The sequence below is a fragment of the Mesorhizobium sp. M0048 genome, from assembly GCF_040323405.1.
Lineage (GTDB): Bacteria > Pseudomonadota > Alphaproteobacteria > Rhizobiales > Rhizobiaceae > Mesorhizobium.
The window spans coordinates 357,409-383,113 of record NZ_JAMYUV010000001.1; the positions used below are offsets into that span (position 1 = coordinate 357,409).

The following is a 25,705-nucleotide window of genomic DNA, read 5'->3' on the forward strand; positions in this document are numbered from 1 at the left end:
TTGGTCCGAAAAATCAGAGCAGCGGGTCGAGGATGAATTTCTTGTCCTCAACAGGTTTTTCCGGCTCCGGCGGCAAAGGTTGCTTGGCCTTCTCGGCGTCCTTGCGGGCCTGCACGGCTGCTGCGTAGGGCGTATCGAGCGCAGCCTTCCTGCCGCAGGCCGCAACGGTGGCCATTGCTGCCAACAGCGTCAGCGTCACCAAAATCCTGCTTCCGGTCATCGTGCCATCCGTCCGAAACTGTTGCCCGCAGCCGCTTCTAGCCGAGTTTTGCGGCCATTGCACCCCGCGTCTTACGCCTTGGCGAGCCGCTTTTTCCAGTAGCGGATCTGCTTGCGCACCTCGGACGGCGCGGTGCCGCCGAAGCTCGTGCGGCTCTTTACAGAATTCTGCACGGCAAGGACCGAAAACACGTCGGCGCTGATACCGGGGTGAAGGGACTGCAGATCCTCCAGCGAAAGCCTGTCGAGCCCGATCTTCCTGTCCTCGGCCAGCGCCACCGCCCGGCCGGTGATATGGTGCGCCTCGCGGAACGGCAGGCCGAGCGTGCGCACCAGCCAGTCGGCGAGGTCGGTCGCAGTCGAATAGCCGGCGCCGGCCGCCTTCTTCATCGCCGCGGTGTTCACCGTCATGTCGCGCACCATGCCGGTCATTGCCGCCAGCATCAGGTCGAGCGTCTCGGCCGCGTCGAAGACGGATTCCTTGTCTTCCTGCATGTCCTTGCCATAGGTCAGCGGCATGCCCTTCATTACCGTCAGCAGACCGACCAGATGGCCGGTGACGCGGCCGGTCTTGCCGCGCACCAGTTCGGCAGCGTCGGGATTCTTCTTCTGCGGCATGATCGACGAACCCGTCGAGAAACTATCCGACAGCCTGACGAAGCCGAATTGCGGCGTCGACCAGATGATGATCTCTTCAGCCAGTCGCGACAGATGCGTCGCGCAGATCGCTGCTACGCCCAGGAACTCGAGCGCGAAATCGCGATCCGAAACGCTGTCGAGCGAATTGCGCATCGGCTCGCGGAAGCCAAGCGCCTTCGCTGTCTCGTGCCTGTCAATCGGAAAGCTGGTGCCGGCAAGGGCGGCAGCGCCGAGCGGGCTTTCATCCATATGCTCAATCGCATCGCGGACGCGAGACAGGTCGCGCGCAAACATCTCGACATAGGCCATGCAGTGATGGCCGAAGGTCACCGGCTGCGCCGCCTGCATGTGGGTGAAGCCCGGCATCACCGTTGCCGCATGCTCCTCGGCGCGATCCAGGAACGCCGTGATCAGGCCCTTCAGCGCCTCGGCGACGCGAAAGCACTCGTCCTTGACCCACAGCCTGAGGTCGACCGCCACCTGGTCATTGCGCGAGCGGGCGGTATGCAGGCGGCCAGCTGCGGGCCCGATCAAATCGGCCAGACGGGCCTCGATATTCATGTGGATGTCTTCCAGCCTGGTGGAGAACTCGAATGTGCCGGTCTCGATCTCTGCCAGGATCGTGTTCAGCCCGTGAGTGATTTTTTCTTGATCGGCCGCCGAAATAATGCCCGTTTGCGCCAGCATCTGGCAATGGGCGATCGAGCCGCGAATATCCTGCGCATAGAGTTTGCGGTCGAACGAGATCGACGCGTTGATCGCTTCCATGATTGCGGCCGGACCCGAGGCAAAACGTCCGCCCCACATCTGGTTGCTGGCCTTCTTGTCGTTCATCGCTATAACCCGTGCTCCGGAGCAGTTTTTAAAAAATGGCAGACGGCAATAGATTCTTCCCGGCTTTGCGTCTCATCCTCGCCGCTTTGGTTGCGGGCGTGCTGGCCGGCGCGGTCGCGGTATATGTCAGGGAAAGCAGTTCTGGCAACAAGGCGCCCGCGCAAGTGGCCGCCGGCGGCGGCAAGGACGACGCCGCCTGCGTCGCCAAGACCGACCGTGCCAAGAAGATCGCCGCCGCTGCTACCGGCCAGGTTGCCGCGCTTTTGCCGGCGGATCCGCCGCAATCGCTGAAAAGCCTTGCCTTCAACGGCCCCGACGGCAAGCCGACGACGATCGCCGATCATGCCGGCAAGACGGTGCTGCTCAATCTGTGGGCGACATGGTGTGCGCCTTGCCGCGCCGAAATGCCGGCGCTCGATGCGCTGCAGAAGGAGATGGGCAGCGATGCGTTTCAGGTTGTTGCCGTCAACGTCGATGCCGGCGACGATGCCAAACCGAAGAAATTCCTGGAGGACACCGGCGTCAAGTCGCTCGGCTACTATCGCGATGCCACGATGTCGCTGTTCAACGACGTCAAGACGCGCGGCCTGGCGCTAGGTCTGCCCGTCACCATGCTGATCGATGGGCAAGCCTGCCTCATCGCCCATATGAACGGCCCGGCCGAATGGTCGGGGCCGGATGCCAAGCGTCTGGTCGAGGCGGCACTTCAGCCGGGATAGGCTCAGACCGTGCGCAGGCGCGGCTTGAGCACGGCAATGCTTGCGCCGCGTCGGCTGGCTGTGCGGATTGCCGGAGCAGCCACGCCCGTCAGTTCGCCGAACGTCTCGATCGGAGCCGGTTTGCCGAGGTAATAGCCTTGCCCGATCTCGCAAGCCTCGGCGTCCAGGAACTGCAATTCACCCGGCGTCTCGATGCCCTCCGCAAGGACCGGTAGGCCGAGACCGCGTCCAAGCCCCAGAACGGCGCGGACGATCGCCGCGAACTGGGCGTTCTTGTCGACCGATTTGATGAACGACCCGTCGATCTTGATCTTGTCGAAGGGAAAGGCGCTAAGGTTGGACAGCGAAGAGTAGCCGGTGCCAAAATCGTCCATCGCTACATGCACGCCAAGCGCCTTGACCTGCCTCAAGGCCGCCAGCGCGCGGGGCATATCCTTCACCAGGGCTGTTTCGGTGATCTCCAGTTCCAGCCTGCCGGGTGTCAGGCCGGACCTCGCCAGTGCGTCATGCACCTTGCGGCTGAAGTTCGGATTGTGAAGCTGCACGGCGGAGACGTTGACAGCGACCATCAGCGGATTTGTCCAGCGAGCAGCATCGTTACAAGCCGTCGTCAGCACCCAGTCGCCGATCTGGGCGATCGCGCCACTGTCTTCGGCCACGGGGATGAAAACAGCCGGAGAAATATCACCCCGCTCAGGGTGCTGCCACCGGACCAGGGCTTCGAAGCCGATCATCCTGCCGCCACGGATTTCCTTCTGAGGCTGGTAGACGAGGTGGAACTCCTTGCGGGCGATGGCCTGGCGCAATTCATGCTCCATCACGCGCTTGTCGCGGGCCGCGGTGCCCATGGCTATCTCGAAAAACCGGTAAGTGTCCCTGCCTTCGGTTTTGGCGCGATGGAGTGCCGTGTCGGCATGGCTGATCAGGCCGGCCTGATCTTCGGCATCCAGCGGAAAGAAGGCGATGCCGATGCTGGCCGAGACGAGGCCGGAGCCGACCGAAACCCTGTTTTCCTCGCGGATCGCCGCCAGCAAGTCCTCGGCTATCCGGCCTGCGGCCAGGGGGTCGGGGAGGTTCGGAGCTATGATGGCAAATTCGTCGCCGCCGAGACGCGCGAGCATTTGTCCGTGGCGCGGAATGCCGGAAATGCAGTGCGCGAGCTTCTGCAGCATCGCGTCACCGGCGCTGTGGCCGTAGAGGTCGTTGACTTGCTTGAACCGGTCGAGGTCAAGCAGCAGGAGCGCCAGATATCCATCCTTGCCGCCACGATCCATCGAGGCGAATTCTGCTTCCAGCCGGGAAGAAAAGCTCCGCCGATTGGCAAGCCCGGTAAGCGGATCGAAATGCGCGAGGCGGAGAATCTCTTCTTCTGCCTTCTTGCGCTCACGGATGTCGCGAACGGCAAGCACCGTATGAGGCCTGCCGCAGTAGGTGATCTTCCTGGCGATCAGCTCGACAGGAATTCTCGCGCCGTCGCTGCCCCTTAATGTCGCTTCCTGCGCCTGTTCGCCGAAGCCGGACATATCGGCTGCGCTCTGTCCGTCGAAAAGCTCGCCGAGTTGCATCGTGTTCAGGGTGGCTGTCGCTGTTCCGGTCAGCTTCGCCATACTGTCATTGGCACTGACGATGCGGGTGCCATCGCAAACGATCAGACCTTCCACCGCCGCGTTGGCGAGATCGTGCATGCGATCGGCCTCGAGCTTCTGGCGGCGAAAGCGCAGGTCGATCCACAGCGCCGCACCTGACAGCACAAGGATTACAAGGCTGGCGACCGCTGCGGCAAAGGCCTGGGAAATGGGCTCGACGGAATGTTCGGATATTTCAATCGAGGAATCCGGAATGATCGACACCGCGGCCATCGCGATGAAATGCAAGCTGCAAATGGCCAGCGTCAAAAGCGCGGCGCCGCCGAGAGTCGCGACTGCTGACGGGCGGCGCAAGACGACCAGGAGCGCCAGTGCCGCAAGGGTCACTCCGGCCAGAAGCGACATCGCGACAAGGAGCAGGTTCCATACGACCCGGCCTTCGACCTCGAAAGCCGCCATGCCGATGTAGTGCATCGTCGCGATGGCGCCGCCGAGAATGGCACCACCGACGAGGAAATGGTCGATGCCGCGGCGCAAGGTGGCGACCCACATCCCAAGCGCGGTCAGGATGACGGCGGCGGCAAGCGAAAAGGCGGATAGTCCCGGATTGTACGCGTTCGGTATTCCCGGCGTAAACGCGGTCATGGCGATGAAATGCGTCGCCCATATGCCGAACCCGGTCGAAGCCGCGGCAATCATCAGCCAGACAAGCCGGTTTCGCTCGGTCGATCGGCCGACATGCTTAAGGAGATTAACCGCACAGAAACAAGAAATTCCACAGACGAGTGCGGCGAGCGCAACCAGTCTCAGGTCGTGCTGATTTACGATACAATTATAGACCGTCAGCATCCTGGTTCACTCGGTCAAAACTAACAGGGGAGGTGTGACGGATTAGCTCTTGGAGATTTTAACGAATAGTTAACCCGTGGGCCATGAGGCGGGTCTTTTCGGGGGAAAACCGATGCCGCTGCGCCGAAAAAGGCGGTGATGTCGTTTCTGACGCCCGAGTGCACTTTAGGAAGGAATGGTGTTCATTGATCGGCAACAAAACCGTTGTCCGATTGTCATCAGCGCCACATATTGGCTTTGCGGAGGTGCCCCTTTCGCCAATGACAAACGGGAGATGAAACATGAAGTTCTTCGGCTTTGCGGCCGGTATCGCCGCCACCGTGACCCTGCTTTCCACCACCTCCGCCTTCGCCGTCACGCAGATCAGCTGGTGGCACGCCATGACCGGCGCCAACGCCGAGGTCGTCGCCAAGATCTCCAAGGATTTCAACGCCAGCCAGAGCGAATATGAGCTCGTTCCGGTGTTCAAGGGCACCTATCCGGAGACGCTGAATGCCGGCATCGCTGCCTTTCGTGCCGGGCAAGCGCCCGATATCCTCCAGGTGTTCGACGTCGGCACCGGCGTGATGATGGCGGCCGAGGGTGCGATAAAGCCGGTGGCCGATGTGATGACCGGCGCCGGGATGACTTTCGACAAGAGCCAGTATCTGCCCGGCATCGCCGGCTATTATTCCAAGCCGGACGGCACCATGCTGTCCTTCCCCTACAACTCCTCCTCGCCGATCCTCTACTACAACAAGGACATCTTCCAGAAGGCGGGCCTCGACGTGAACAATCCGCCCAAGACCTGGAACGAGGTTTGGGAAGCCGCCAAGAAGATCAAAACGAGCGGCGCCGCTTCTTGCGGCTATACCTCGACCTGGCTGACCTGGATCCATCTGGAGAATTTCGCGGCGTGGAATGACGTGCCTTGGGCCACCCAGCAGAACGGCCTGGCCGGCGGCGATGTCGAACTCAAGATCAATGCGCCGATTTTCGTCAACCACTTCCAGGCGCTCGCCGACCTGGCCAAGGACGGCACGTTCAAATATGGCGGCCGCACCTCCGAAGCCAAGCAGATATTCCTCGCCGGCGAATGCGGCATCTTCACTGAATCGTCGGGCGGCCTCGGCGATATCGTCAAGTCCGGCATGAATTATGGCATCGGTCAGCTTCCCTACGACAGTGACGCCAAGGGTGCCCCGCAGAACACAACGCCGGGCGGTGCCAGCCTATGGGTGTTCGGCAACAAGTCGGACGAGGAATACAAGGGCGTTGCCGCCTTCTTTGCCTATCTGTCCAAGACCGATGTGCAGGAATACCTGCACCAGACGTCGGGATACCTGCCTGTGACGCTCGCCGCGTATGAGGCGACCAAGAAATCAGGCTTCTATGACAAGAACCCCGGCCGCGAGACACCCATCCTGCAGATGATCGGCAAGCCGCCGACCGACAATTCCAAGGGCGTGCGCCTGCCGAATCTGCCGCAGGTGCGCGATATCCAGAACGAGGAGCTGGAGAAGATGCTGGCCGGCCAGCAAACCGCCCAGCAGGCCCTCGACAATGCGGTCGCGCGCGGCAACGCCGCAATCAAGGAAGCCCTGGACAACTAACGGGATCGTCTCGGTCAGTCGGTTGGAATATCGCCCACGCGAGCGCGCGTGGGCGATGCCTGGATAGCGAGGGAAATCAGCCTGTCTCCACGCGTCGTCTTTCCCAACAAGATCCTGCCCTACCTGCTGGTGGCGCCACAGCTCGCCATCACCCTGGTTTTCTTCTACTGGCCGGCCGGTCAGGCGCTTTACCAGTCGATGCTCAGGCAAGACCCGTTCGGGCTGAAGAGCAGGTTCGTCTGGTTTGCCAATTTCCGGAAGGTGCTGGCCGATCCGGCCTATCTCAACTCGATCAAGGTTACGGTGGTGTTCTCGCTTGCGACCGCGATCGTTGCCATGGTTGCGGCCCTGCTGCTCGCGGTTATGGCCGAGAAGGCCATGCGCGGCAAAGGCCTCTACCGCACACTGTTGATATGGCCTTATGCCGTGGCGCCGGCGATTGCCGGCATGCTGTGGCTGTTTCTGTTCAACCCTTCGATAGGCTCGTTGGCCTATTTGCTGAGAAGCCTCGGCATCGCATGGGACCCACTGCTCAACGGCACCCACGCCATGATCCTGCTGGTGTCGGCGGCTGCCTGGAAGCAGATCAGCTACAATTTCCTGTTCTTCGTCGCCGGCCTGCAGGCGGTGCCGAAAACGCTGATCGAAGCGGCGGCCATGGACGGCGCCGGCGAAACCAAGCGCTTCTGGACCATCGTCTTCCCGCTGCTTGCGCCGACAACCTTTTTCCTGCTGGTCGTCAACACCGTCTATGCCCTGTTCGACACGTTCGGCATCGTTCATGCCGTCACCGGCGGCGGGCCGGGCAAGACGACCGAGACGCTGGTCTACAAGGTCTACAATGACGGCTTTGTCAATCTGATCCTGGGCGACTCGGCGGCGCAGTCGGTCATTTTGATGGCTATCGTCATCGCGCTCACAGCGATCCAGTTCCGCTATGTGGAACGCAAAGTCCACTACGGCTGAGGGCAGCGATGATCGGCCAGTCCCCGCTCCGCACCTTCATCGCCCATGCCGTGCTCATCCTCGGCATATTGATCGTGGCTTTTCCGATCTACTACACCTTCGTTGCCTCGACGCACACGCTGCAAACGATCCTCAGGCCGCCGCTGCCGCTCTTGCCGGGCGGCCAGCTATGGAACAACTACAGTGAGGCGCTGTTCGGCGGCATCGGCCGTATCGGCGGGGTCAGCGTCGGCAGGCTGCTCCTCAACACCACGATCATGGCGCTCGGCGTTGCGGTCGGAAAGATCTTCATCTCGATCCTGTCGGCCTACGCGATCGTGTTCTTTCGCTTTCCGCTGCGCATGACCTTCTTCTGGCTGATCTTCATCACCTTGATGCTTCCAGTCGAGGTGCGCATCCTGCCGACCTACAAGGTGATGGTCGATCTCGGCATGATCGACACCTATGCCGGCCTGATCGTCCCGCTGATCGCCTCAGCCACCGCAACGCTGCTGTTTCGCCAGTTCTTCATGACCATACCGGGCGAATTGGTCGAGGCGGCGCGTGTCGACGGTGCCGGGCCATGGCGCTTCTTCTTCGATATCCTCCTGCCGCTGTCGCGGACAAACATCGCCGCGCTGTTCGTGATCCTCTTTATCTATGGCTGGACGCAGTATCTTTGGCCGCTGCTCGTCACCAACAGCAACGACATGAACACCATCGTCATCGCGCTGAGAAAGATGGTTTCGTTCGCCGACGCCGACACCCAATGGCACCTCGTGATGGTCACGGCAATGCTGGCCATCGTGCCACCGATCCTCGTCGTGGTGATGATGCAACGCTGGTTCGTGCGCGGCCTGGTCGAATCCGAAAAGTGAGACTCTGATGGCGACCGTCGATCTGAAGGACGTGAAGAAGGTCTATCCCAGCGGCGTCGAAGCCGTGAAGGGCGTCTCCATCGCCATTCCCGACAAGGAGCTTTGCGTGCTGGTCGGGCCGTCAGGTTGCGGTAAGTCCACGCTGCTGAGGATGATCGCCGGGTTGGAGACCATTTCGGCCGGTACAGTCGCCATCGACGGCAAGGTGGTCAACGCCATCGGCCCGACCGAGCGCGACATCGCCATGGTGTTCCAGAATTACGCGCTCTACCCACATATGAAGGTCTATGACAACATGGCCTATGGCCTGCGCAACCGCGGCACGCCGAAGGACGAGATCGATAGCAGGGTACGCTCGACGGCCAAGGTGCTGGAGCTTTCGGCGCTGCTCGACCGGCGCCCGCGCGAGCTTTCAGGCGGTCAGCGCCAGCGCGTCGCCATGGGTCGCGCCATCGTGCGCAACCCGAAGGTCTTCCTGTTCGACGAACCACTGTCCAACCTCGATGCGAAATTGCGCGGGCAGATGCGCATCGAGATCAAGAATCTGCAGCGCTCGCTTGGCGTCACCTCGGTTTATGTCACGCACGACCAGCTTGAGGCGATGACGCTGGCCGACATCCTCGTCGTCATGAACGCCGGACTGGTCGAGCAGACCGGCGCTCCGCTTGATGTGTACGAGAAACCGGCTTCGACCTTCGTCGCTTCGTTCATAGGCGCACCGCCGATGAATCTGCTGGCGCTCACAGGGGCCTCCCCAAGCTCGGTATTGGCCGACGGTACGGTGATTGGCTTGGCGCCTCGACAGGGCAAGGTGGTGACACTAGGCTTTCGTCCGGAGGACGCCGATATCACCTTCGCGGCAGAGGCGCCGGCCGGCGCGCTCGCGCTGCCTGCGACAGTGGAAGCGGTCGACCCGGTCGGTGCCGAAAGCTTTCTCCATTGCGTGGCAGCCGGCAGCCGCATCGTGGTGCGCGTCTCAGGCCGCGCCAACGCCAAGCCAGGTGACCGATTGCGCGTCGTGGCCAGGTCCGAAACGCTGCATTGGTTCGATCAGGCGGGCAAACGGGTCGATTGAAATCGGCCTTGCGCAAAACCGTTCAGGCAAACACATGCGCCTTGCCCGACACGGTCAGCCGCACGATCTCGCCGACCGCCGGCGCGTCCATGCCCGGCTTGCGCAGGATCAATGGCGTGTTGCCGATGGCGGCCGCGTCGGGCGGATCGGGACTGTTCAAGAGACGCACGGCGATGGTGCACATCGAGCCGGCGAACTCGGATTCCGTGACCTCGCCGAACAGCATGTCCGGCGTGCCCGACATGCCTTCACGCGAGGTTCGTTTCAGCAGCACCTGCTCGGGCCGCAGCATGATGCGGGCAATGTCGCGCCGCTCGGTGCTGTCGACGGCGATGCGGCCGAGCGGCGAGGTAGCGAAGCCATCGGCGATCCTGGCCGGCAAGACGATGGCGTCGCCGAGGAACTCGGCGATCATCCTGTCCTTCGGCCTGAAATAGAGCTCGCGCGGCGTGCCGATCTGCGAGAATTTGCCGTCGCGCATCACCGCGACCTGGCTGGCGAATGACAGCGCCTCGGCCTGATCATGGGTGACCAGGATGGTGGTGATGCCGGCGGTTTCAAGGAGCTCGGCCACGGCCTTGCGCATCGAGGCGCGCAGGCCGGTGTCGAGCGCCGAGAACGGCTCGTCGAGCAGCATCAGCCGCGGCTTCATGGCCATGGCGCGGGCGAGCGCGACGCGCTGCTGCTGGCCGCCGGAGAGTTCGTGCGGACGGCGCTTCAGGATACCTTTGTCCAGCCCGACGACATAGGCGAGCTCGGCGATGCGCTCGCTGCGCTTTTCCTCGTGACGCCCCATGCCGAAGCCGATATTGGCGGCGATGCTCAGATGCGGGAACAGAGCGCCGTCCTGCGCCACCAGCCCGATGCCGCGGCGATGCGCCGGCACGGCCGTGTCGCCATCGGCCAGCATCTCGCCATCGAGCACGATGCGGCCCTGGTCCGGCGCCTCGAAGCCGGCGATCAGCCGCAGCAACGTGGTCTTGCCGCAACCGGATGGCCCGACAATTGCCGTACGGCTGCCGCTGGCCACGCTGAGGTCGACGCCGGCAAGTGCTGCGACGGGGCCGTAGTGCTTGTGGATGCCGCTCAGCTCGAGAAAGCTCATCGCCCGGCCATCCGCTTCGACTGGACGTAGAGCAGCCAGGTCAAAGGCAGCGACATCGCCACCATGATCAGGGCATAAGGCGCCGCCGACGCATAGTCGATCTCGCCGCTATAGGACCAGAACGCCATGGCCAGCGTGCGGGTGCCGTTGGGCGCCAGCATTTGGGTTGCGGTCAATTCGTTCATGATACCAAGGGCAACCAACGCCATGCCGGCTGCGGCGCCCGGCGCCGACAGGCGGATGGTCGTCGACCACAGCGCCTTGAGCGGCGACCGGCCGAGGCTGGAGGCGGCGCGTTCGAGCTCGACTGGCGCCTGTGCTATCGACGCCCTGAGGCTAATCAGGGCGCGCGGCAGGAACATCAGCGCATAGGCGACCAGGATGGTGAACAGGGTCTGGTAGAGCGGCATGGCGACACGCACGGCGATGGTGACCAGCGCCAGGGCGATGACAACGCCGGGCAACGCGCCGACGATATAGTTGCAGCCCTCCAGGACGCGTTGCAGCCGCCCCGGTGCGCGGATCGAAATCCACGCCATCGGCATTGCCGCGACGGTGGCGAGCAGCGCCCCGGCAATCGCCAGGAACAGCGTTTGGCCAAGCGCCAGGCCGATCTCGTCGAGCCGCCAGACATCGGCGCCGCCGGCCATGAGCCAGCGGCCGATGGTGGCGAACGGCACGCCGAGCGCCAGTAGCGTGGTAATGGCAGGCAGCAGCAGGCAAGGAATGGTGGCGCGCCCAAGGCTCGTGCGCTGCTGCTGGCGCGCGGCACCCGAACCGACGCGGGCATAGCGCTCTTCGCCGCGCACCAGCACCTCCAGCCCGAGCAGCACAAGGCAGCAGGTCACCAGCACGCCGGCCAGCATGTTGGCGGCGGGACCGTTGAAGGTCGACTGAAACTGGTCGACGATCGCGGTGGTGAAGGTGTCGAAGCGGATGAAGACATAGAGCCCGTATTCGGCCAGGAGGTGCAGGCCGACCAGCAGCGAGCCGCCGCAAATGGCGAGTCGGAGCTGCGGCAGCACGACACGCCGAAACACGCGCCATGGGCCAAGCCCGAGGGCCGCTGCTGCATCTTCGAGAGCGGGATCGAGCCGGCGCAAAGCTGCCGCTATCGGCAGATAGAGGAACGGGAAATAAGCGATGACGGATACAAGCACGCCGGCCCACAGGCCGTGCAGTCTGGGCGCCATGGTGATCCAGGCGTAACTGTGGACGAAGGCGGGAATGGCGAGCGGCGCCACCGACAACCAGGCCCATAGGCGGGCCCCCGGCAGATCGCTGCGCTCGGTGAGCCAGGCCAGCGCCACCGACAGCACGATCGAAATCGGCACGGTCAGCACCACCAGCAGACTGGTGTTGACCAGAAGTTCGCCGACGCGCGGCCTGAACACCAGCGCCACCACTGTTTCCCAGCCAGTCTGCACCGCCACCCAGACGATGAAGGCAAGTGGCAGCAGCGCGAAAAGCGAGACAAAGACGGCAGCCAGCGCAATCCATGAGACCGACCAACGACGTGCCCGCACGGCCGTGGTATCGGCTGGCAAGCCTGAAGGTGCGAGATCGATCGCCGACTGCATCAGATCAGACGTTGTGCCGTTTCCGCCCGAAGGCGGAAACAATCGTCGGCGAATGCGGCGAGCAGCTTGTGGTCATGGACAAATGCCATCTTGAAAACAGAGCGCTCCCGCGGAAAGCGAATTCCACAGGAGCGCAGTCGGTTGCCCTTTTAGGACGAACGCCGGCTAAAGCAAGCCGGCCGCCGTCATCAGGTCGGTCACCTTCTTCGAGTTCAGCGTCGTCGGGTCGACTTTCGGCGCCTGCAGATCGGCTAGCGGCACCAGCTTCGGATTGGACTCGGCGCCCTTGCCGACTGCGTATTCGAACGAATCGCCTGTCTTCAGTACGTCCTGGCCGCCCTTGCCGGTGACCCATTTCAGGAAAGCCTGCGCTTCCTTCGGGTGCTTGCTCGACGCCAGCACGCCACCGCCGGAAACCGAGACGAAAGCGCCGGGATCCTGGTGCTTGAAATAGTGCAGCTCGACGTTCTTGCTGTTCTCGCCGGTCTTGGCCTGATCGCCGTAATAGTAATAGTGATAGATCACGCCGCCTTCGACCTCGCCGGCATTGACCGCCTTCATCACCGTGCTGTTGCCCTTATAGGCGGTAAAATTCTCCTTCATCGCCTTTAGCCATTCGGCCGTCGCTGCCTCACCCTTGAGCTGCAGAAACGCGCTGACGATCGCCTGGAAATCGGCGCCGGAGGGCGAAGCGGCCCAACGGCCCTTCCAGCTCGGATCGGCGAGATCGAGAAGCGATTTGGGCAGCTGGTCGGCGGCCAGCTTGGTCTTGTTGTAGGCAAAGACCGTGCTGCGCGCCGCGACGCCGACCCATTTGCCGCTCGCCGGCTGGTACTCCTGCGGAACCTGGGCCAGCGTCTCGGTGTCGACCGGTGCGAACAGGCCGGCCGCCTCGACTAATGCCATGGCCGGCGAATTCTCCGTCAGGAATACATCGGCGGGCGAAGCGGTGCCTTCCGCAACGATCTGATTGGAGAAATCGCTGTCGCCGCCATTGCGGACGGTAACCTTGATGCCGGTTTCCTTGGTGAATCCCTCCGCCCAGGCCTTGGTCAGGTTTTCGTGCTGGGCGTTGTAGACGACGATGCCCTCGTCCTCTGCTATTGCCGGGCCGGCGATCAGGCTGATTGCAAGTGCTGTCGCACCGGCAAGGGCGGAAAGAGCGTATTTCATGGCGTCGTCCTCGATTTCGATGGTCGTTGGCTTGGCACGCTGCACCTACCAATACATGACTAGCGCAGTCAACATTGCTGGCCCACTCAATTGCTCAAAAGGGCAAACTTTCGTGATGCTCAGCTAATTTGCTTTGGACATTATTTCGCCGGCCCCGTAACAAATCAGCGCCGAGACGCGAATATCGGGGAGTGAACTCTTGTGAGCGGCAAGGACGAAGCCGAGCTTTCACGGCTGCTGCGGGCCGCGATCGCTGGAGACGAAAGGGCCTATGCCGACTTTCTGCACCGGATCGCCGCGCTCGTTCGTGGCTTTGCCCGGCGCAAGATCGTGCAGGGTGGGGTGGATCCCGAGGATGTCGTGCAGGAAACCTTGCTGGCCATTCATGTGAAACGACACACCTGGCGCCATAATGCGCCGGTGCTGCCTTGGGTCTATGCAATAGCCCGCTTCAAGCTGATCGACGCATTCCGGCGGCGCGGCCGGCGGATCGAGGTCGAGATCGACGAAATCGCCGAGACCTTTGCCGAGCCGGAATCGGAGACGGTGAGCGAGCGCGACGTCAACCGGGCGCTCGACAGCCTGTCGCCGGCACAGCGTTCCGTCGTCTCGGCCGTATCGGTCGAAGGCCGTTCGATCGGCGAGACGGCGGCCAAATTCGGCATCAGCGAGACGGCGGTGCGGGTGTCACTGCACCGCGGGCTTGCCGCCATTGCCAAACGGTTCGGGGCGGGGCGGGAATAAAAATGAGGACTGAAGATCTCATCAAGGCGCTCGACGCCGATGCCCGCAGCAAGGCGCTGCCGCTGGGCGCCGCCTGGTGGCTTGCCGCCGGTTCGGCCATGGTGATCGCGGCGGCGATTTTCTGGCTGACGATCGGCCCGCGCCCCGACATTGCGATCGCCATGCACACGATGCGGTTCCTGTCCAAATTCGTCTTCACGATCGCTCTTTCGGTCAGCGCCTTTGCCCTGGTGCATGCGCTGTCGACGCCCGGTGCATCGACCCGCCGAGCGGCAAGCTGGATGATCGCCGCCCCGCTGCTGGTGATTGTGGCCGTGATTCTCGAACTCTTCGCCGTGCCTGCGTCCGACTGGGGCACACGCCTGGTCGGCACGAACCTGGTCATCTGCCTGACCTTCATTCCGTTGATCGGGATCGGCCCGCTTGCCGTCTTTCTCGCGGTCCTGCGCCATGGCGCGCCGACAAGGCCGGTGCTTGCCGGTGCGGCCGCGGGCCTGCTTGCCGGCGGGCTGGCGGCGACCTTCTATGCGGCGCATTGCTTCGACGATTCGCCGCTTTTCGTCGCCACCTGGTACACGATTGCGGTCGCCATCCTTGCCGTGCTCGGGGCGCTCGGCGGACGACTTTTTGTGCGCTGGTAGCGATAAGAATCAGCGTGTCGGAACGGGATGCTCGCCGCGATAGTCGTAAAAGCCGCGCCCGGTCTTGCGTCCGAGCCAGCCGGCCTCGACATATTTGACCAGCAGCGGGCAGGGGCGGTATTTCGAATCCGACAGTCCGTCATGCAGCACCTGCATGATCGACAGGCAGGTATCGAGCCCGATGAAATCGGCAAGCTGCAGCGGCCCCATCGGATGGTTGGCGCCGAGCTTCATGGCGGTATCGATGGCGTCGACCGAGCCGACACCTTCATAGAGCGTGTAGATCGCCTCGTTGATCATCGGCAGCAGGATGCGGTTGACGATGAAGGCCGGGAAATCCTCCGAGACGGTGATCGTCTTGTCGAGCTGCTTCACATAGGTTTTTGCCGCCTCGAAGGTCTGGTCCTCGGTGGCGATGCCGCGCACCAGTTCGACCAGCTTCATCACCGGAACCGGATTCATGAAATGTATGCCGATGAAGCGTTCCGGCCGGTCGGTCTGCGAAGCCAGCCGTGTGATCGAGATCGATGATGTGTTCGTCGCCAGGATGGCCTCGGGGTTGAGCTGCGGGCAGAGCTGGGCATAAATCTTGCGCTTGACCGTCTCGTCCTCGGTCGCCGCTTCGATCACCAGATCGGCGCCCGCAAGGTCGTCCATGGCCGGCGCCGCCGAAATGCGCGCCATCGCTTCATTGCGCAGCGTTTCCTCGAGCTTGCCGGAGCCGACCTGACGGGCCATGTTGCCGCTGATCGTAGCGATGCCCTTTTCGATGCGGTCGGGCGAAATATCGTAAACCAGCACCTTATAGCCCGCCAGCGCCGACACATGGGCGATGCCGCCGCCCATCTGGCCCGCGCCGATGATGCCGATCGTCTCGATCTTGCTCATTACCCGATCCCGTCGAGGCCTTTGCGGCCCGTTTTTTGTGCAGTGCAAACTAAAAGGGCGGGGCGACTTCGTCTACCCCACCCCTCAGAATTTAATACGCTTTGGCAGAAGGCGTCAAAGCGCCTTTTGCAGTTCCGGCAGAATGACGAAAAGATCGCCGACGAGACCGTAGTCGGCGACCTGGAAGATCGGCGCCTCCTCGTCCTTGTTGATGGCAACGATCACCTTCGAATCCTTCATGCCAGCAAGGTGCTGGATGGCACCGGAGATGCCGACGGCAATATAAAGGTCGGGCGCTACCACCTTGCCGGTCTGGCCCACCTGCCAGTCGTTCGGCGCATAGCCGGCATCGACGGCGGCGCGAGATGCGCCAACCGCCGCACCGAGCTTGTCGGCGACCGGCAGGATGACCTCCTGGAACTTCTCGGAGGAGCCCAGCGCACGGCCACCCGAGATGATGATCTTGGCCGAGGTCAGCTCTGGACGGTCGGTCTCGGAGAGCTTGTTCTCGACAAAACTCGACAGGCCGGGATTGGCCGCCGCCTGAACCGTCTCGACCGGCGCGGAACCACCCTCGGGTGCTGCCTGGAAGGAAGCGGTGCGCACCGTGATAACCTTCTTAGCGTCACTCGACTGCACCGTCTGGATGGCGTTGCCGGCATAGATCGGCCGCTTGAAGGTGTCGGGCGACACGACTTCGATGATTTCCGATATCTGGGCGACATCGAGCAGCGCCGCCACGCGGGGCGCGACGTTCTTGCCCGACGAGGTCGCCGGCGCGATGATCGTCTCGTATGGCTCAGCAAGCGAAACGACTAGTGCCGCCAGCGGTTCGGCGAGACGCTCGGTCAGTTCGTCAGCGTCGGCGAGCAGCACCTTGGTAACGCCCTTGAGCTTGGCGGCTGCGTCCGCTGCCGGCTTGGCATCTTTGCCGGCAACTAGCACATGCACGTCCGAACCGATCTGCAGCGCCGCCGAAAGCGCCTTGGCGGTCTGGTCGGAAAGCGCAGCGTTGTCGTGTTCAGCAATCAGAAGAATTGTCATTTTTTATCCCTTCCTGGCCTACAGCACGCCGGCTTCGTTCTTCAGCTTGTCGACCAGTTCGGCGACGCTCTTGACCTTGACGCCCGCCTTGCGGCCGCCCGGCTCCTCGGTTTTGATCACCTTCAGCCGCGGCTTGACGTCGGCGCCGTAGTCGGCAGGGCTCTTCTCGTCGAGCGGCTTCTTCTTGGCCTTCATGATATTGGGCAGCGACGCGTAGCGTGGCTGGTTCAGGCGCAAATCGGCGGTGACGATTGCCGGCATCTTCAGTTCCAGCGTCTGCAGGCCGCCATCGACTTCGCGCGTCACCGTGGCCTTTTCACCGTCGAGCACGATCTTGGAGGCGAAGGTGCCCTGCGCCCAGCCGAGAAGTGCGGCCAGCATCTGGCCGGTTTGGTTGGAATCGTCGTCGATCGCCTGCTTGCCGAGAATGACAAGGCCGGGCTGTTCTGCCTCGACGACGCCCTTCAGCACCTTGGCGACGCCCAGCGGCTCAGTCTGCTCGTCGGTCTTGACCAGGATGGCGCGGTCGGCGCCCATGGCGAGCGCCGTGCGCAAGGTCTCCTGTGCCTGCTGCGGCCCGATCGACACGACGATGATCTCTTCGGCCTTACCAGCTTCCTTCAGCCGGATCGCCTCTTCCACCGCGATCTCGTCGAACGGGTTCATCGCCATCTTGACGTTGGCGAGTTCCACCGCCGAACCGTCCGCTTTCACCCGGACCTTGACGTTCGCATCCACAACCCGCTTCACGGGCACAAGGATCTTCATTTGCCTGTCACCTCTTTCACGATAGTCTCTCACGCGCGTCGGACGCGCTATAGCAGCGTGCACCTCTTCAGAGTTGTCGAAAGCCGACATTCCGGACGGAATTCTGGTCTTCGCCACGCCAGTAGGGTGGCGCTTGCGTAGTTGCGGCGACGCCGCGCGTCAATATCCGGGCGCACTCGGATCCTCGGCGAAGCACTCAAATCAGTTCAGTCCGGACCGGAAACGCTTCCCCGGCCCCAGCGCGGCGCCTGCTGCGCAGGTTGTGGTTCGCTTGGCGCCGGCTCTACGGCAACGGGCACATGGCCGGCGACCACCACAGTCTCTTCATCCGCAGCGGCGAGCAGCGGCACGCCGCGGCTGCGCAAGACAAGCACCAGCACGGCTCCGGCGATGATGCCGCCGATATGGCAGGCCCAGGAAACCTGATCCTCGCCTCCTTGGGCAAACATGAAGATCTGGAACAGGATCCACAGGATGAGCGGGATGAAAGCCGGGATACGCAACGGGATGCGGGCGAAGGCCAGCACCCACACCTTCACGCGCGGATAAAGGATCAGATAGGCAGCGACGACACCGGCGATGGCGCCCGACGCGCCGATCAGCGGCACTTGCGAATCCCAGGCCACCAGACCCTGGAAGAAAGCGCCGGCAATGGCGCAAAGCAGGTAGAAGATGAGGTAGCGGATGTGGCCGAGTGCATCCTCGACATTGTCGCCGAATACCCACAAGAAAAGCATGTTGCCGCCGAGGTGGAAGATATCCGCGTGCAGGAAGGAATAAGTCAGGTAGCTCAGGCTCTCGGGAATGACGACGAATTGCGGATCGAGCTCGACGCTGTCATGCACGACCGACGGGATGAAGCCGAGGCCCAGCACCGCGGCGTTGGAGAAGTCCTCACCGCCAAGCGTGGTGACAAGGTAGATCAACACATTGAGCGCGATCAGGCCGATGGTCACATATTGCAGCTTGCTGTGCCGCAGCCTGTTGGTGTCGTAAAGCGGGATGAACATCGGGTCCCCAACTCGGCGGATTTCAGCGGTTCTTGCCAGGAACCCATAGCACGTCGGCGTTTCCGTTGTCATTGACCGCGCGCGCGGCAACGAACAGGAAGTCCGAGACGCGGTTGATGTACCTTATTGCCTCGCGGTTGACGGGCTCGTTTGGGTCTTGCGACAGCGCCACCATGATGCGCTCGGCGCGGCGCGCGACCGTGCGGGCGAGGTGAAGGGCGGCGGCGGCCGGCGTGCCGCCATTGAGCACGAAGGATTTGAGCGGCTGCAGATTTTTGTTGAGGAGGTCGATGTCCTGTTCGACGCGGTCGGTCTGCGAGGCTACGATGCGCAGCGGCTCGTAGTCCAGCGGCTTGCCATTATCGGGGACTGCCAGATCGGCGCCGAGATCGAAAAGATCGTTCTGGATGCGGCCGAGCATCGCATCGATCGCCGGATTTACTGCCGCTGTATGGATGCGGGCCATGCCGATGCAGGCATTGGCCTCGTCGACCGTGCCGTAGGCGTCGATCCGAAGGTCGGATTTCAGCCGCCGCTCGCCGGAGCCGAGACCGGTGGTGCCGTCGTCGCCAGTGCGGGTGTAGATCTTGTTGAGCTTGACCACGGGGTACCTCCCGACTGGTGCTGCGTCACTTACGGGTGAAATACACCGCCAGCATGATCAGCACCAAGGCCACGAACTGCAGGAGCACGCGCGTCTGCATCAGCTTGTTGGAGGTCATGCTGGAGCCGCCGCGCATCATGTTGATGAGGCCGCGCATCAGCACGATCACCACTGCGACCATGACAAGAACGGCGAGGATGTTGAAGACGGTTGCCATGGTGTGTTCCAGTTGGATTGCGTTCAGGCGCGTTTGGCGAGCAGACGGTAGAGTGCAGATGCCGGCAGGATGCGTTTAAGGATCGCGCCGATCCTGGCCGGCACTGTTACCACATAATGCGGGCGCGGGCGCCGCGACAGAAGCGCATGGTGCAAGGCGGCATAAACCACCTCCGGCCCGGGCTTCAGCCGCGATGTGCTGCCGCCGGCCCGCAGCCGTTTGAGTTGCGCCGCATAGGCGAGGCGATGAACGGAATTCTCGTGATCGATATTCGCCAGGAACCACGCGAGGCTGTTGCTGGCGATCTTCGATTTTACCGGCCCCGGCTCGATCAGCGAAACATGGATGCCGCTACCCCGGAGTTCTTGATAGAGGGACAGCATCAGCCCTTCGATAGCGTGCTTCGATGCCGAGTAGGCGCCGCGAAAAGGCACCGGCGCGAGGCCGAGGATCGACGAGCAATGAACGAGACGACCATGGCCCTGGCGGCGCATCACCGGTACGACGCGGCGAGTGAGATCATGCCAGCCAAAGACATTGGCCTCGAACTGCTGCCGCAAAGCCTCGACCGGCAGGTCCTCGACGGCGCCGGGCTGTCCGTATGCGCCATTGTTGAAGAGCGCATCGAGCCGGCCGCCGGTCCGTTCCAGCACCGACGTCACCAGCGCCTCGATCGATCCGGGCTCGGTGTAGTCCAGATAGAAGGCCTCAATGCCGTCGGCCTCGAGCGCGGCGATATCCTCGGGCTTTCGGGCCGTTGCGAACACCCGCCAGCCTTCCTTCTTAAGAGCATGGGCGCAATAGGCGCCTATACCGGAAGAGGCACCTGTGACAATGATGGTGCGCAACTCTTCTCCGGGAGGAATGGTGGTTTGACCTAGGGTTGTCATTTACTGCAAACCCTTCCCATATTCGCGGCATCCGGACAATCGAAGGGAACGCGGTTCTTGTTGCGGAAGATCGTAGCCCTTAAACGCGTCCTCTATGACGCGCTCGGCCATTTCAACACCGACGACGGCTGGGCAATGGCCAGCCATCTGGCGATCACCGCGCTGATGGCGCTTTTTCCTTTCCTGATCTTCGCTACGACGCTGGCGAGTTTTTTCGGCGCGCAGGCCTTCGCCGACACCGCCGTGCACCTTGTGTTCGACACATGGCCCGAGCAGATCGCCAAACCGATCGCACGCGAAGTGCTCAACGTGCTTACCGTTAGGCGCAGCGACCTGTTGACGTACGGTATCGTGCTTGCCGGATACTTCGCCTCGAACGGCATCGAGGCGCTGCGCACTTCGCTCAACCGCGCCTATCGTGTCTCGGAAACTCGGGGCATCATCTACCGGCGGGTGCAGAGCATCATCTTCGTGCTGATCGCGACGGCCGGGTTTTTGGCGATCAGCGTGCTGCTGGTCTTCGCGCCGTTGCTGGCACGGCTGGCCGAGTCGCATTTCGAATGGATAAAGCCCTACATGGGCACGATCACGCTGTGGCGTTACGTCATCGCCTCGGTCGTCATCATCGGCGGCCTGTTCGCCGTGCATTTCTGGTTGCCGGCCGGCAAGCGCCGCTTCGTTTCGATCGTGCCTGGCATCATCTTCACGCTGATCGGCTGGCTTATCGGGTCGACCATCTTCGCCGCCTATCTCGATCATTTCTCGTCCTATGTGACGACCTATGCCGGCCTCGCCTCGATCATGATCGCCGTCGTATTCCTCTATATCGTCTCGGCGATCTTCATCCTCGGTGGCGAGCTCAACGCCGCGATCAGCCGCTATTTAGAGGCGCGTGCGAGAGTCGGCGGCTGAGCCGTCGCCAGCCCGACGCCGAGCGTCGCGATTGCCATGCCGGCGATCTGGAGCGGGCTCAATTGCTCACCGAACAATGCCCAGGCGATGACGGCAGTGACGGCCGGCACGAGGTAAAACAGCGAGGCGACCTTCGACATCTCGCCGTCGCGGATCATCACCATCAACAGGAAGATGGCGCCGATCGATAGCACCAGCACGAGCCAGGCCATGGCGAAGATCAGTTCGCCGTTGACGATGACCGTTCGGGTCTCGAAGGCGAGCGAGGCCAGAGCCATCACCGATGCGCCGCCGACATATTGCCAGAATGTGGCAGCCACCAGATCGCCGCCGGAGGCGAAACGCTTCTGCCAGATCGTGCCGGCGCTCATGCCGAGCACGGAGACCAGCGAGGCGCCCAATGTTTCGGCCGTCACCCCGCCGCCGAGCGCGCCGAGCTTCGGCCAGAGCACGATCACCACGCCGATCAACCCGAGGCCGAGACCGGCCCAGTGGCGCGGCAGGATGGCCTCGCCCAGAATCCGGCCGGCGAGCACTGCCGTGATCAGGGGCTGCAGGCCGACGATCAGGGCTGAAAGCCCAGCGGGCATGCCCCGGTGGATGGCCCAGAACACGCCGCCGAGATAGACCCCATGCATCAGGATGCCGGCGCCGGTCGCGTGCAGCGCCTCGTCGCGGGTGGCGCGGCTCGAACCAAGTGCGGCCATCAAAGCGACAAGCAGGATTGCGGCCAGGACAAAGCGCGCGGCCAGGAAAGTAAAGGGCTCCGCCCACGGCATGGCATAGCGCGCGCCGATGAAGCCGGTCGCCCACAGGAGGACGAAAGAGGCGGGGATGAACCGCTTGAGGCTGTGCATTTTCAGGAGGCCGCGGTGAATTCGGGTGAGGGATCGACTGCGGCGACTGCTTAATGCCGTTCGGGCCGGCAAGCAAAACCAAACGGTTGATCCATAGAGTCATTTGAATTGAAGGAGCGCCGTTGATGGCCGTCAGCTCGCCGGTCTAGCTAGAGACCGACCAGCCGCCTTACGTCGTCGGGCGAGGCGCCCGCCGCACGCTGGGCGGCAAGGCTGGCATCGCCAAGACTCTTCGACAGTTTTCGTCCGTCCGGGCCGAGGATCAGGCGATGGTGAAAATAGGCCGGCTGCGGCAGGCCAAGCAGCTGCTGAAGCAGCCGCTGCACGCTGGTCGCGGAATAAAGATCCTGGCCGCGCACGACATGGCTGACGCCCTGCAGCGCGTCGTCCATGGTGACAGCGAGGTGATAGCTGGTCGGGATTTCGCGGCGCGCCACGACCACATCGCCCCAATACTGCGGATGGGCTTCGACACGACGCGCCGCGGAGAGCGTCTCGTCCGTGTATTCGGCCCATGACAGGTCCTTGCCGGCGCGCTCTATTGCCGCATCGACGTTCAACCGCCAGGCAAATGGCACATTTTCGGCGATGCGCCGTTTGCGTTCGCTCGGCGGCAGTGCCTTGTCGGCGGCGGGATAGAGCGGCACGCCGTCCGGGTCGCGCGGCCAGTCGCGGCCGCGCTTTTCGCTGTCGGCGATGAAGGCGCGGATCTCACTTCTGCTCATGAAGGCCGGATAGACAAGCTCCGCTTCGATCAGCCGCTCGAGCATCGCCCGATATTCGGCAAAATGCTCGGACTGGCGGCGCACCGGCTCCTCCCAGCCAAGCCCCAGCCATTTCAGGTCGCGAAAAATGCCTGCCTCGAATTCCGGCGTGCAGCGCGTCGTGTCGATGTCCTCGATGCGCAGCAGCAGGCGTCCGCCCGCCGCCTTTGCCAATTTCTGATTGAGCAGCGCCGAATAGGCATGGCCGAGATGCAGTTCGCCGTTCGGGCTCGGCGCGAAGCGGAATGTCAGCAGTGTCATTGTCCGGCGGGCAATCGGGTTGTGCGGCGCTTTCGCCAATTGCTACTTTGCGCCGGCGGCGTCGTGCGTCCAGAGGGACACGTGACGAAACGTGCGGCACTTTTGATTTTGGAACAAGCAGACATGCAACGCATCGCCAGCCTCGACGACATTGCGCAAGGGCTGGATAGGCTATGCTTGCTCGACCCGCGCCTGGAAAAAGTACGCGGCATGGCTGGCGAGGTGCCGCTCAGGCTGTCGGAGCCGGGGTTCAGGAGCCTTGCTTCCATCGTCGTTTCGCAACAAGTGTCCCGCGCGAGCGCCGATGCCATCTTCGGCCGCCTGACGGAACTGCTCGATCCGCTGACGCCGCAGGCGATCCTTGCCGCCGATGAGGCGATCTTTCGCAACGCGGGACTGTCGCGGCCCAAGCAGCGCGGCCTGATTGCCGTCGCACAGGCGGTGGCCGACGGGCTCGACCTCGATCACCTCTGCCGGCTCGATGCAAGCGAGGCTATCGCGGCCATGACCAGAGTGCCGGGCATCGGCCCGTGGACGGCTGAAGTCTACCTTTTGTTTGCCGCCGGACACCCGGATATCTTTCCGGCGCGCGACGTTGCTTTGCAGAGCGCGGTCGGCCATGCGCTCGGCATCGACCCGCGTCCGCCGGAGAAAATGCTGATCCGGCTTGCCGAATCATGGAGCCCGTGGCGCGGTGTCGCATCGCGGCTTTTCTGGGCTTATTATCGAGAATTGAAGGGCAGGGATGCCGCGCCTCCGGCCTGAATCCTCAAAAAAGCATTGAAATCATGCATTTTTGAGACCGGGCATGATCGACAATCCGCTTCACATCCCTGTCATGTCGGGCTTACAGTATCCGCGTCGACCGGTTCTAGGGTGAAGGAGGTCAACGACGTGACGGTTGCCGTATCTCCGGATGGGCTTCCAGCGCTGGTGCTGAATGCGGATTACCGTCCGCTCAGCTATTACCCCTTGTCGCTCTGGTCCTGGCAGGATGCCATCAAGGCGGTGTTCCTCGAGAGGGTGAACATCGTCGCCGAATACGAACACGCCGTCTCGTCGCCGACCTTTTCGATGAAGCTGCCGAGCGTCGTCAGCCTGAAGGCTTACGTGAAGCCGTCGAGGCATCCGGCGTTTACCCGTTTCAACGTCTTCCTGCGCGACCGTTTCCAGTGCCAATATTGCGGCACGCCGGACGATCTGACGTTCGACCATGTCATTCCGCGCCATCGCGGCGGCGCCACGACCTGGGAGAATGTCGTCGCTGCCTGTTCCCCCTGCAATCTGAGGAAGGGCGGCATGATGCCGGCCCACGCCAAGATGTGGCCGCTGCAAAAGCCCTACCAGCCGACGGTGCATGATTTGCATAATAACGGCCGGCTGTTCCCGCCCAACCATCTGCACCAAAGCTGGATGGATTATCTGTACTGGGATGTCGAACTCGAACCGTAGAGTTCGGCAGAAATCCGCCATGCCGGTCGCCTGACGCGGCTTTCTGCGCTTCCGGCCTTCGCCGGCCGAAGCATTCATGAGCGGTCGTGGCGTGGTAGTTAAGGCTACGGCCGGCGTAGGCCGGTGCTCACGTAGCTTAGCACGCTCCGCTCCGGTTCTCGAAGCTACGTCATGCACTCCGGCCTGACGAATTTCTGAACGAATTCTGCGTTCTGCCACTCAGTCGCGGGCAAAGGCGCCGCGGAACGCGACGGCGGCGAGGACAAAGCTGGCGATGGCATTCCAGCCCGCCAGCGACAGGCCGAGGATGCGGACCGCCGCCTTGTCGCAGGAAGGCGGGACGAATTTGTCGAGCGCGTCGAGCACGCCCTTGCCGCCGGTGTCCACCGGCCCGGCGGCTGCGGTGCAATCGGTCGGGCCCGGCCACCACCCCCATTCGACGCCGGAGTGATAAACGCCGAGATAGACGCCGTAGAGCATCAGCAGGCCGCCAATGGCCAGCAGGCCACGGCTTACCCAGGCTGGTGCCCGAAGCGCCGACGCAAGCACCGCCAGCAGCATCAAGGGCACGCCGACGTAGTAAGGCGTGCGCTGCTCGAGGCAGAGCTTGCAGGGGATGTAGCCGCCAACATACTGGAAGGCCAGCGCCGAGCCGACGGTCGCGGCCATGGCGACGGCGAGAAACAGGGCGATGCGCAGCCGCTGGCGTCCGGTATCGGCATTCACGGTCGCTGTCATCGGGCTCAGTCCGTTCGGTTCAGACGGCGTATTTGACGACGATATAGAGCAAAATCAGGGCAGCGGCGCCGGCGCCCGCAATCTGGCCAAGGCGCTTTTCGATGAAGTGGCGGATCGGCTCGCCATAGCGGCGCAACAGCCACGCGAGAAACAGGAAGCGAGCACCGCGCGCCACGATTGCCAGCACGATGAACAGCAGCAAAGGAACACCGATGACGCCCGACAGGATCGTCACTACCTTGATCGGCGGCAGATGGGCGAGGCCGGAGGTGACCAGCATCAGGATGATGAAGCCGACACCCGATGAGACGCGCATCGCTTCGAACTCGTCATATTTGCCATAAAATTCGAGGATCGGCCGCGCCACCGCATCATAGGCATAATGGCCGATGAACCAGCCGGCGATGCCGCCCAGCACCGAGGCGACGGTGGCGACCAGCGCGTAACGATAGGCGCGATCCGGCCGCGACAGCGCCATCGGCAGATAGAGGACGTCGGCCGGCACCAGGAACACCGAACTCTCGACGAAGGCGATGAAGGCCAGCCACCATTCGGCGGATTTGCTCGCCGCCAGCGACAAGGTCCAGTCGTAAAGTCCGCGAAGCATCGGCACTCCTAATGCACGCCCAAACCAGAAGCGGTCTTGGGATCACGACATGTACAAACAAGACTTGGAAGCGCCCCGCATCAACCTCGTCGGACAAGGTGCGCTTCAATGACA

Annotated in this window: 27 protein-coding genes; 10 read left to right on the forward strand and 17 right to left on the reverse strand. The window is 62.8% G+C overall.

What is annotated here, in order from left to right:
* Window positions 1-13 precede the first annotated feature (13 nt).
* Together NKJ84_RS01910 and argH are read right to left on the reverse strand one after the other, a co-directional pair.
* Window positions 14-220: a hypothetical protein gene (locus NKJ84_RS01910; RefSeq protein ID WP_023677931.1), complete on the reverse strand. Its 207-nt coding sequence runs from the start codon at window positions 218-220 to the stop codon at window positions 14-16.
* A 71-nt stretch (window positions 221-291) separates the two neighbouring features.
* Window positions 292-1,692 (reverse strand): argininosuccinate lyase, encoded by a 1,401-nt coding sequence (gene argH / locus NKJ84_RS01915; protein WP_352505101.1) that lies wholly within the window; start codon window positions 1,690-1,692, stop codon window positions 292-294.
* 35 nt (window positions 1,693-1,727) lie between these two features.
* Between argH and tlpA the strand changes: the two genes are divergently transcribed.
* Window positions 1,728-2,411, forward strand: a complete 684-nt coding sequence (tlpA, locus tag NKJ84_RS01920) for a thiol:disulfide interchange protein TlpA (RefSeq protein WP_352505102.1) — start codon at window positions 1,728-1,730, stop codon at window positions 2,409-2,411.
* Between the two features lie 2 nt (window positions 2,412-2,413).
* On the opposite strand, the gene NKJ84_RS01925 is transcribed toward tlpA, so the two are convergent.
* Window positions 2,414-4,846 (reverse strand): bifunctional diguanylate cyclase/phosphodiesterase, encoded by a 2,433-nt coding sequence (locus tag NKJ84_RS01925; RefSeq protein ID WP_352505103.1) that lies wholly within the window; start codon window positions 4,844-4,846, stop codon window positions 2,414-2,416.
* 281 nt (window positions 4,847-5,127) lie between these two features.
* Here NKJ84_RS01925 and ugpB point away from each other — a divergent pair, with 281 nt between their 5' ends.
* The 4 genes from ugpB to ugpC all read left to right on the forward strand — a co-directional run bounded on the left by ugpB (window position 5,128) and on the right by ugpC (window position 9,336).
* Window positions 5,128-6,438 carry a sn-glycerol-3-phosphate ABC transporter substrate-binding protein UgpB gene (gene ugpB / locus NKJ84_RS01930; RefSeq protein ID WP_352505104.1) on the forward strand — a complete coding sequence of 437 codons (1,311 nt, stop codon included), beginning with the start codon at window positions 5,128-5,130 and terminating at the stop codon, window positions 6,436-6,438.
* Window positions 6,439-6,519: 81 nt separating this feature from the next.
* The gene (gene ugpA, locus NKJ84_RS01935; protein ID WP_352505158.1) at window positions 6,520-7,404 is read left to right on the forward strand and encodes a sn-glycerol-3-phosphate ABC transporter permease UgpA; all 885 of its coding nucleotides are present in this window, start codon (window positions 6,520-6,522) and stop codon (window positions 7,402-7,404) included.
* 8 nt (window positions 7,405-7,412) lie between these two features.
* Window positions 7,413-8,261: a sn-glycerol-3-phosphate ABC transporter permease UgpE gene (ugpE, locus tag NKJ84_RS01940; protein WP_254816666.1), complete on the forward strand. Its 849-nt coding sequence runs from the start codon at window positions 7,413-7,415 to the stop codon at window positions 8,259-8,261.
* A 7-nt stretch (window positions 8,262-8,268) separates the two neighbouring features.
* Entirely contained in the window at window positions 8,269-9,336 is a 1,068-nt protein-coding gene (gene ugpC / locus NKJ84_RS01945; RefSeq protein ID WP_352505105.1) for a sn-glycerol-3-phosphate ABC transporter ATP-binding protein UgpC, read from the forward strand.
* Window positions 9,337-9,358: 22 nt separating this feature from the next.
* On the opposite strand, the gene NKJ84_RS01950 is transcribed toward ugpC, so the two are convergent.
* The 3 genes from NKJ84_RS01950 to NKJ84_RS01960 form a co-directional block, all read right to left on the reverse strand.
* Window positions 9,359-10,441, reverse strand: a complete 1,083-nt coding sequence (locus NKJ84_RS01950) for an ABC transporter ATP-binding protein (protein WP_352505106.1) — start codon at window positions 10,439-10,441, stop codon at window positions 9,359-9,361.
* The gene (locus NKJ84_RS01955) at window positions 10,438-12,021 is read right to left on the reverse strand and encodes an ABC transporter permease (protein WP_352505107.1); all 1,584 of its coding nucleotides are present in this window, start codon (window positions 12,019-12,021) and stop codon (window positions 10,438-10,440) included. The genes NKJ84_RS01950 and NKJ84_RS01955 overlap by 4 nt, the downstream gene beginning before the upstream one ends.
* A 165-nt stretch (window positions 12,022-12,186) precedes the next feature.
* Complete coding sequence (locus NKJ84_RS01960) at window positions 12,187-13,194, reverse strand: iron ABC transporter substrate-binding protein (protein ID WP_352505108.1); 1,008 nt, start codon at window positions 13,192-13,194, stop codon at window positions 12,187-12,189.
* Between the two features lie 201 nt (window positions 13,195-13,395).
* Between NKJ84_RS01960 and NKJ84_RS01965 the strand changes: the two genes are divergently transcribed.
* Both NKJ84_RS01965 and NKJ84_RS01970 read left to right on the forward strand, forming a co-directional pair.
* Entirely contained in the window at window positions 13,396-13,938 is a 543-nt protein-coding gene (locus NKJ84_RS01965; RefSeq protein WP_352476289.1) for a sigma-70 family RNA polymerase sigma factor, read from the forward strand.
* A gap of 2 nt (window positions 13,939-13,940) precedes the next feature.
* On the forward strand, window positions 13,941-14,579 hold the full coding sequence (locus tag NKJ84_RS01970) for an NrsF family protein (protein ID WP_352505109.1): 639 nt from the start codon (window positions 13,941-13,943) through the stop codon (window positions 14,577-14,579).
* A gap of 9 nt (window positions 14,580-14,588) precedes the next feature.
* Here the strand turns inward: NKJ84_RS01970 and NKJ84_RS01975 are convergent, their stop codons facing one another.
* From NKJ84_RS01975 to NKJ84_RS02005, 7 genes are all read right to left on the reverse strand, one after another.
* Entirely contained in the window at window positions 14,589-15,467 is an 879-nt protein-coding gene (locus NKJ84_RS01975; RefSeq protein WP_352505110.1) for a 3-hydroxybutyryl-CoA dehydrogenase, read from the reverse strand.
* A gap of 114 nt (window positions 15,468-15,581) precedes the next feature.
* Window positions 15,582-16,511 (reverse strand): electron transfer flavoprotein subunit alpha/FixB family protein, encoded by a 930-nt coding sequence (locus NKJ84_RS01980; protein ID WP_352505111.1) that lies wholly within the window; start codon window positions 16,509-16,511, stop codon window positions 15,582-15,584.
* Between the two features lie 18 nt (window positions 16,512-16,529).
* Entirely contained in the window at window positions 16,530-17,279 is a 750-nt protein-coding gene (locus tag NKJ84_RS01985) for an electron transfer flavoprotein subunit beta/FixA family protein (protein WP_352476294.1), read from the reverse strand.
* A 206-nt stretch (window positions 17,280-17,485) separates the two neighbouring features.
* Entirely contained in the window at window positions 17,486-18,289 is an 804-nt protein-coding gene (locus tag NKJ84_RS01990; RefSeq protein WP_352505112.1) for a rhomboid family intramembrane serine protease, read from the reverse strand.
* Window positions 18,290-18,311: 22 nt separating this feature from the next.
* Complete coding sequence (locus tag NKJ84_RS01995; protein WP_254816675.1) at window positions 18,312-18,893, reverse strand: cob(I)yrinic acid a,c-diamide adenosyltransferase; 582 nt, start codon at window positions 18,891-18,893, stop codon at window positions 18,312-18,314.
* Between the two features lie 25 nt (window positions 18,894-18,918).
* Entirely contained in the window at window positions 18,919-19,110 is a 192-nt protein-coding gene (locus NKJ84_RS02000) for a twin transmembrane helix small protein (RefSeq protein ID WP_352505113.1), read from the reverse strand.
* A 23-nt stretch (window positions 19,111-19,133) separates the two neighbouring features.
* Window positions 19,134-20,000, reverse strand: a complete 867-nt coding sequence (locus NKJ84_RS02005) for an SDR family oxidoreductase (protein ID WP_352505114.1) — start codon at window positions 19,998-20,000, stop codon at window positions 19,134-19,136.
* Between the two features lie 57 nt (window positions 20,001-20,057).
* Between NKJ84_RS02005 and NKJ84_RS02010 the strand changes: the two genes are divergently transcribed.
* The gene (locus NKJ84_RS02010) at window positions 20,058-20,912 is read left to right on the forward strand and encodes a YihY/virulence factor BrkB family protein (RefSeq protein ID WP_352505115.1); all 855 of its coding nucleotides are present in this window, start codon (window positions 20,058-20,060) and stop codon (window positions 20,910-20,912) included.
* Here NKJ84_RS02010 and NKJ84_RS02015 read toward each other — a convergent pair.
* Together NKJ84_RS02015 and gluQRS are read right to left on the reverse strand one after the other, a co-directional pair.
* The gene (locus tag NKJ84_RS02015) at window positions 20,879-21,769 is read right to left on the reverse strand and encodes a DMT family transporter (RefSeq protein ID WP_352505116.1); all 891 of its coding nucleotides are present in this window, start codon (window positions 21,767-21,769) and stop codon (window positions 20,879-20,881) included. The genes NKJ84_RS02010 and NKJ84_RS02015 overlap by 34 nt on opposite strands.
* 149 nt (window positions 21,770-21,918) lie before the next feature.
* Window positions 21,919-22,794, reverse strand: a complete 876-nt coding sequence (gluQRS, locus tag NKJ84_RS02020; RefSeq protein ID WP_352505117.1) for a tRNA glutamyl-Q(34) synthetase GluQRS — start codon at window positions 22,792-22,794, stop codon at window positions 21,919-21,921.
* 123 nt (window positions 22,795-22,917) lie between these two features.
* Between gluQRS and NKJ84_RS02025 the strand changes: the two genes are divergently transcribed.
* On the forward strand, window positions 22,918-23,559 hold the full coding sequence (locus NKJ84_RS02025) for a DNA-3-methyladenine glycosylase family protein (protein WP_254816680.1): 642 nt from the start codon (window positions 22,918-22,920) through the stop codon (window positions 23,557-23,559).
* Between the two features lie 129 nt (window positions 23,560-23,688).
* Window positions 23,689-24,246, forward strand: a complete 558-nt coding sequence (locus tag NKJ84_RS02030) for an HNH endonuclease (protein ID WP_254816681.1) — start codon at window positions 23,689-23,691, stop codon at window positions 24,244-24,246.
* Between the two features lie 219 nt (window positions 24,247-24,465).
* Here the strand turns inward: NKJ84_RS02030 and NKJ84_RS02035 are convergent, their stop codons facing one another.
* Both NKJ84_RS02035 and NKJ84_RS02040 read right to left on the reverse strand, forming a co-directional pair.
* Window positions 24,466-24,984, reverse strand: coding sequence for a disulfide bond formation protein B (locus NKJ84_RS02035; RefSeq protein WP_352505118.1), 519 nt, complete (start codon window positions 24,982-24,984; stop codon window positions 24,466-24,468).
* A gap of 19 nt (window positions 24,985-25,003) precedes the next feature.
* On the reverse strand, window positions 25,004-25,591 hold the full coding sequence (locus tag NKJ84_RS02040) for a YqaA family protein (protein WP_023721063.1): 588 nt from the start codon (window positions 25,589-25,591) through the stop codon (window positions 25,004-25,006).
* Window positions 25,592-25,705 lie beyond the last annotated feature (114 nt).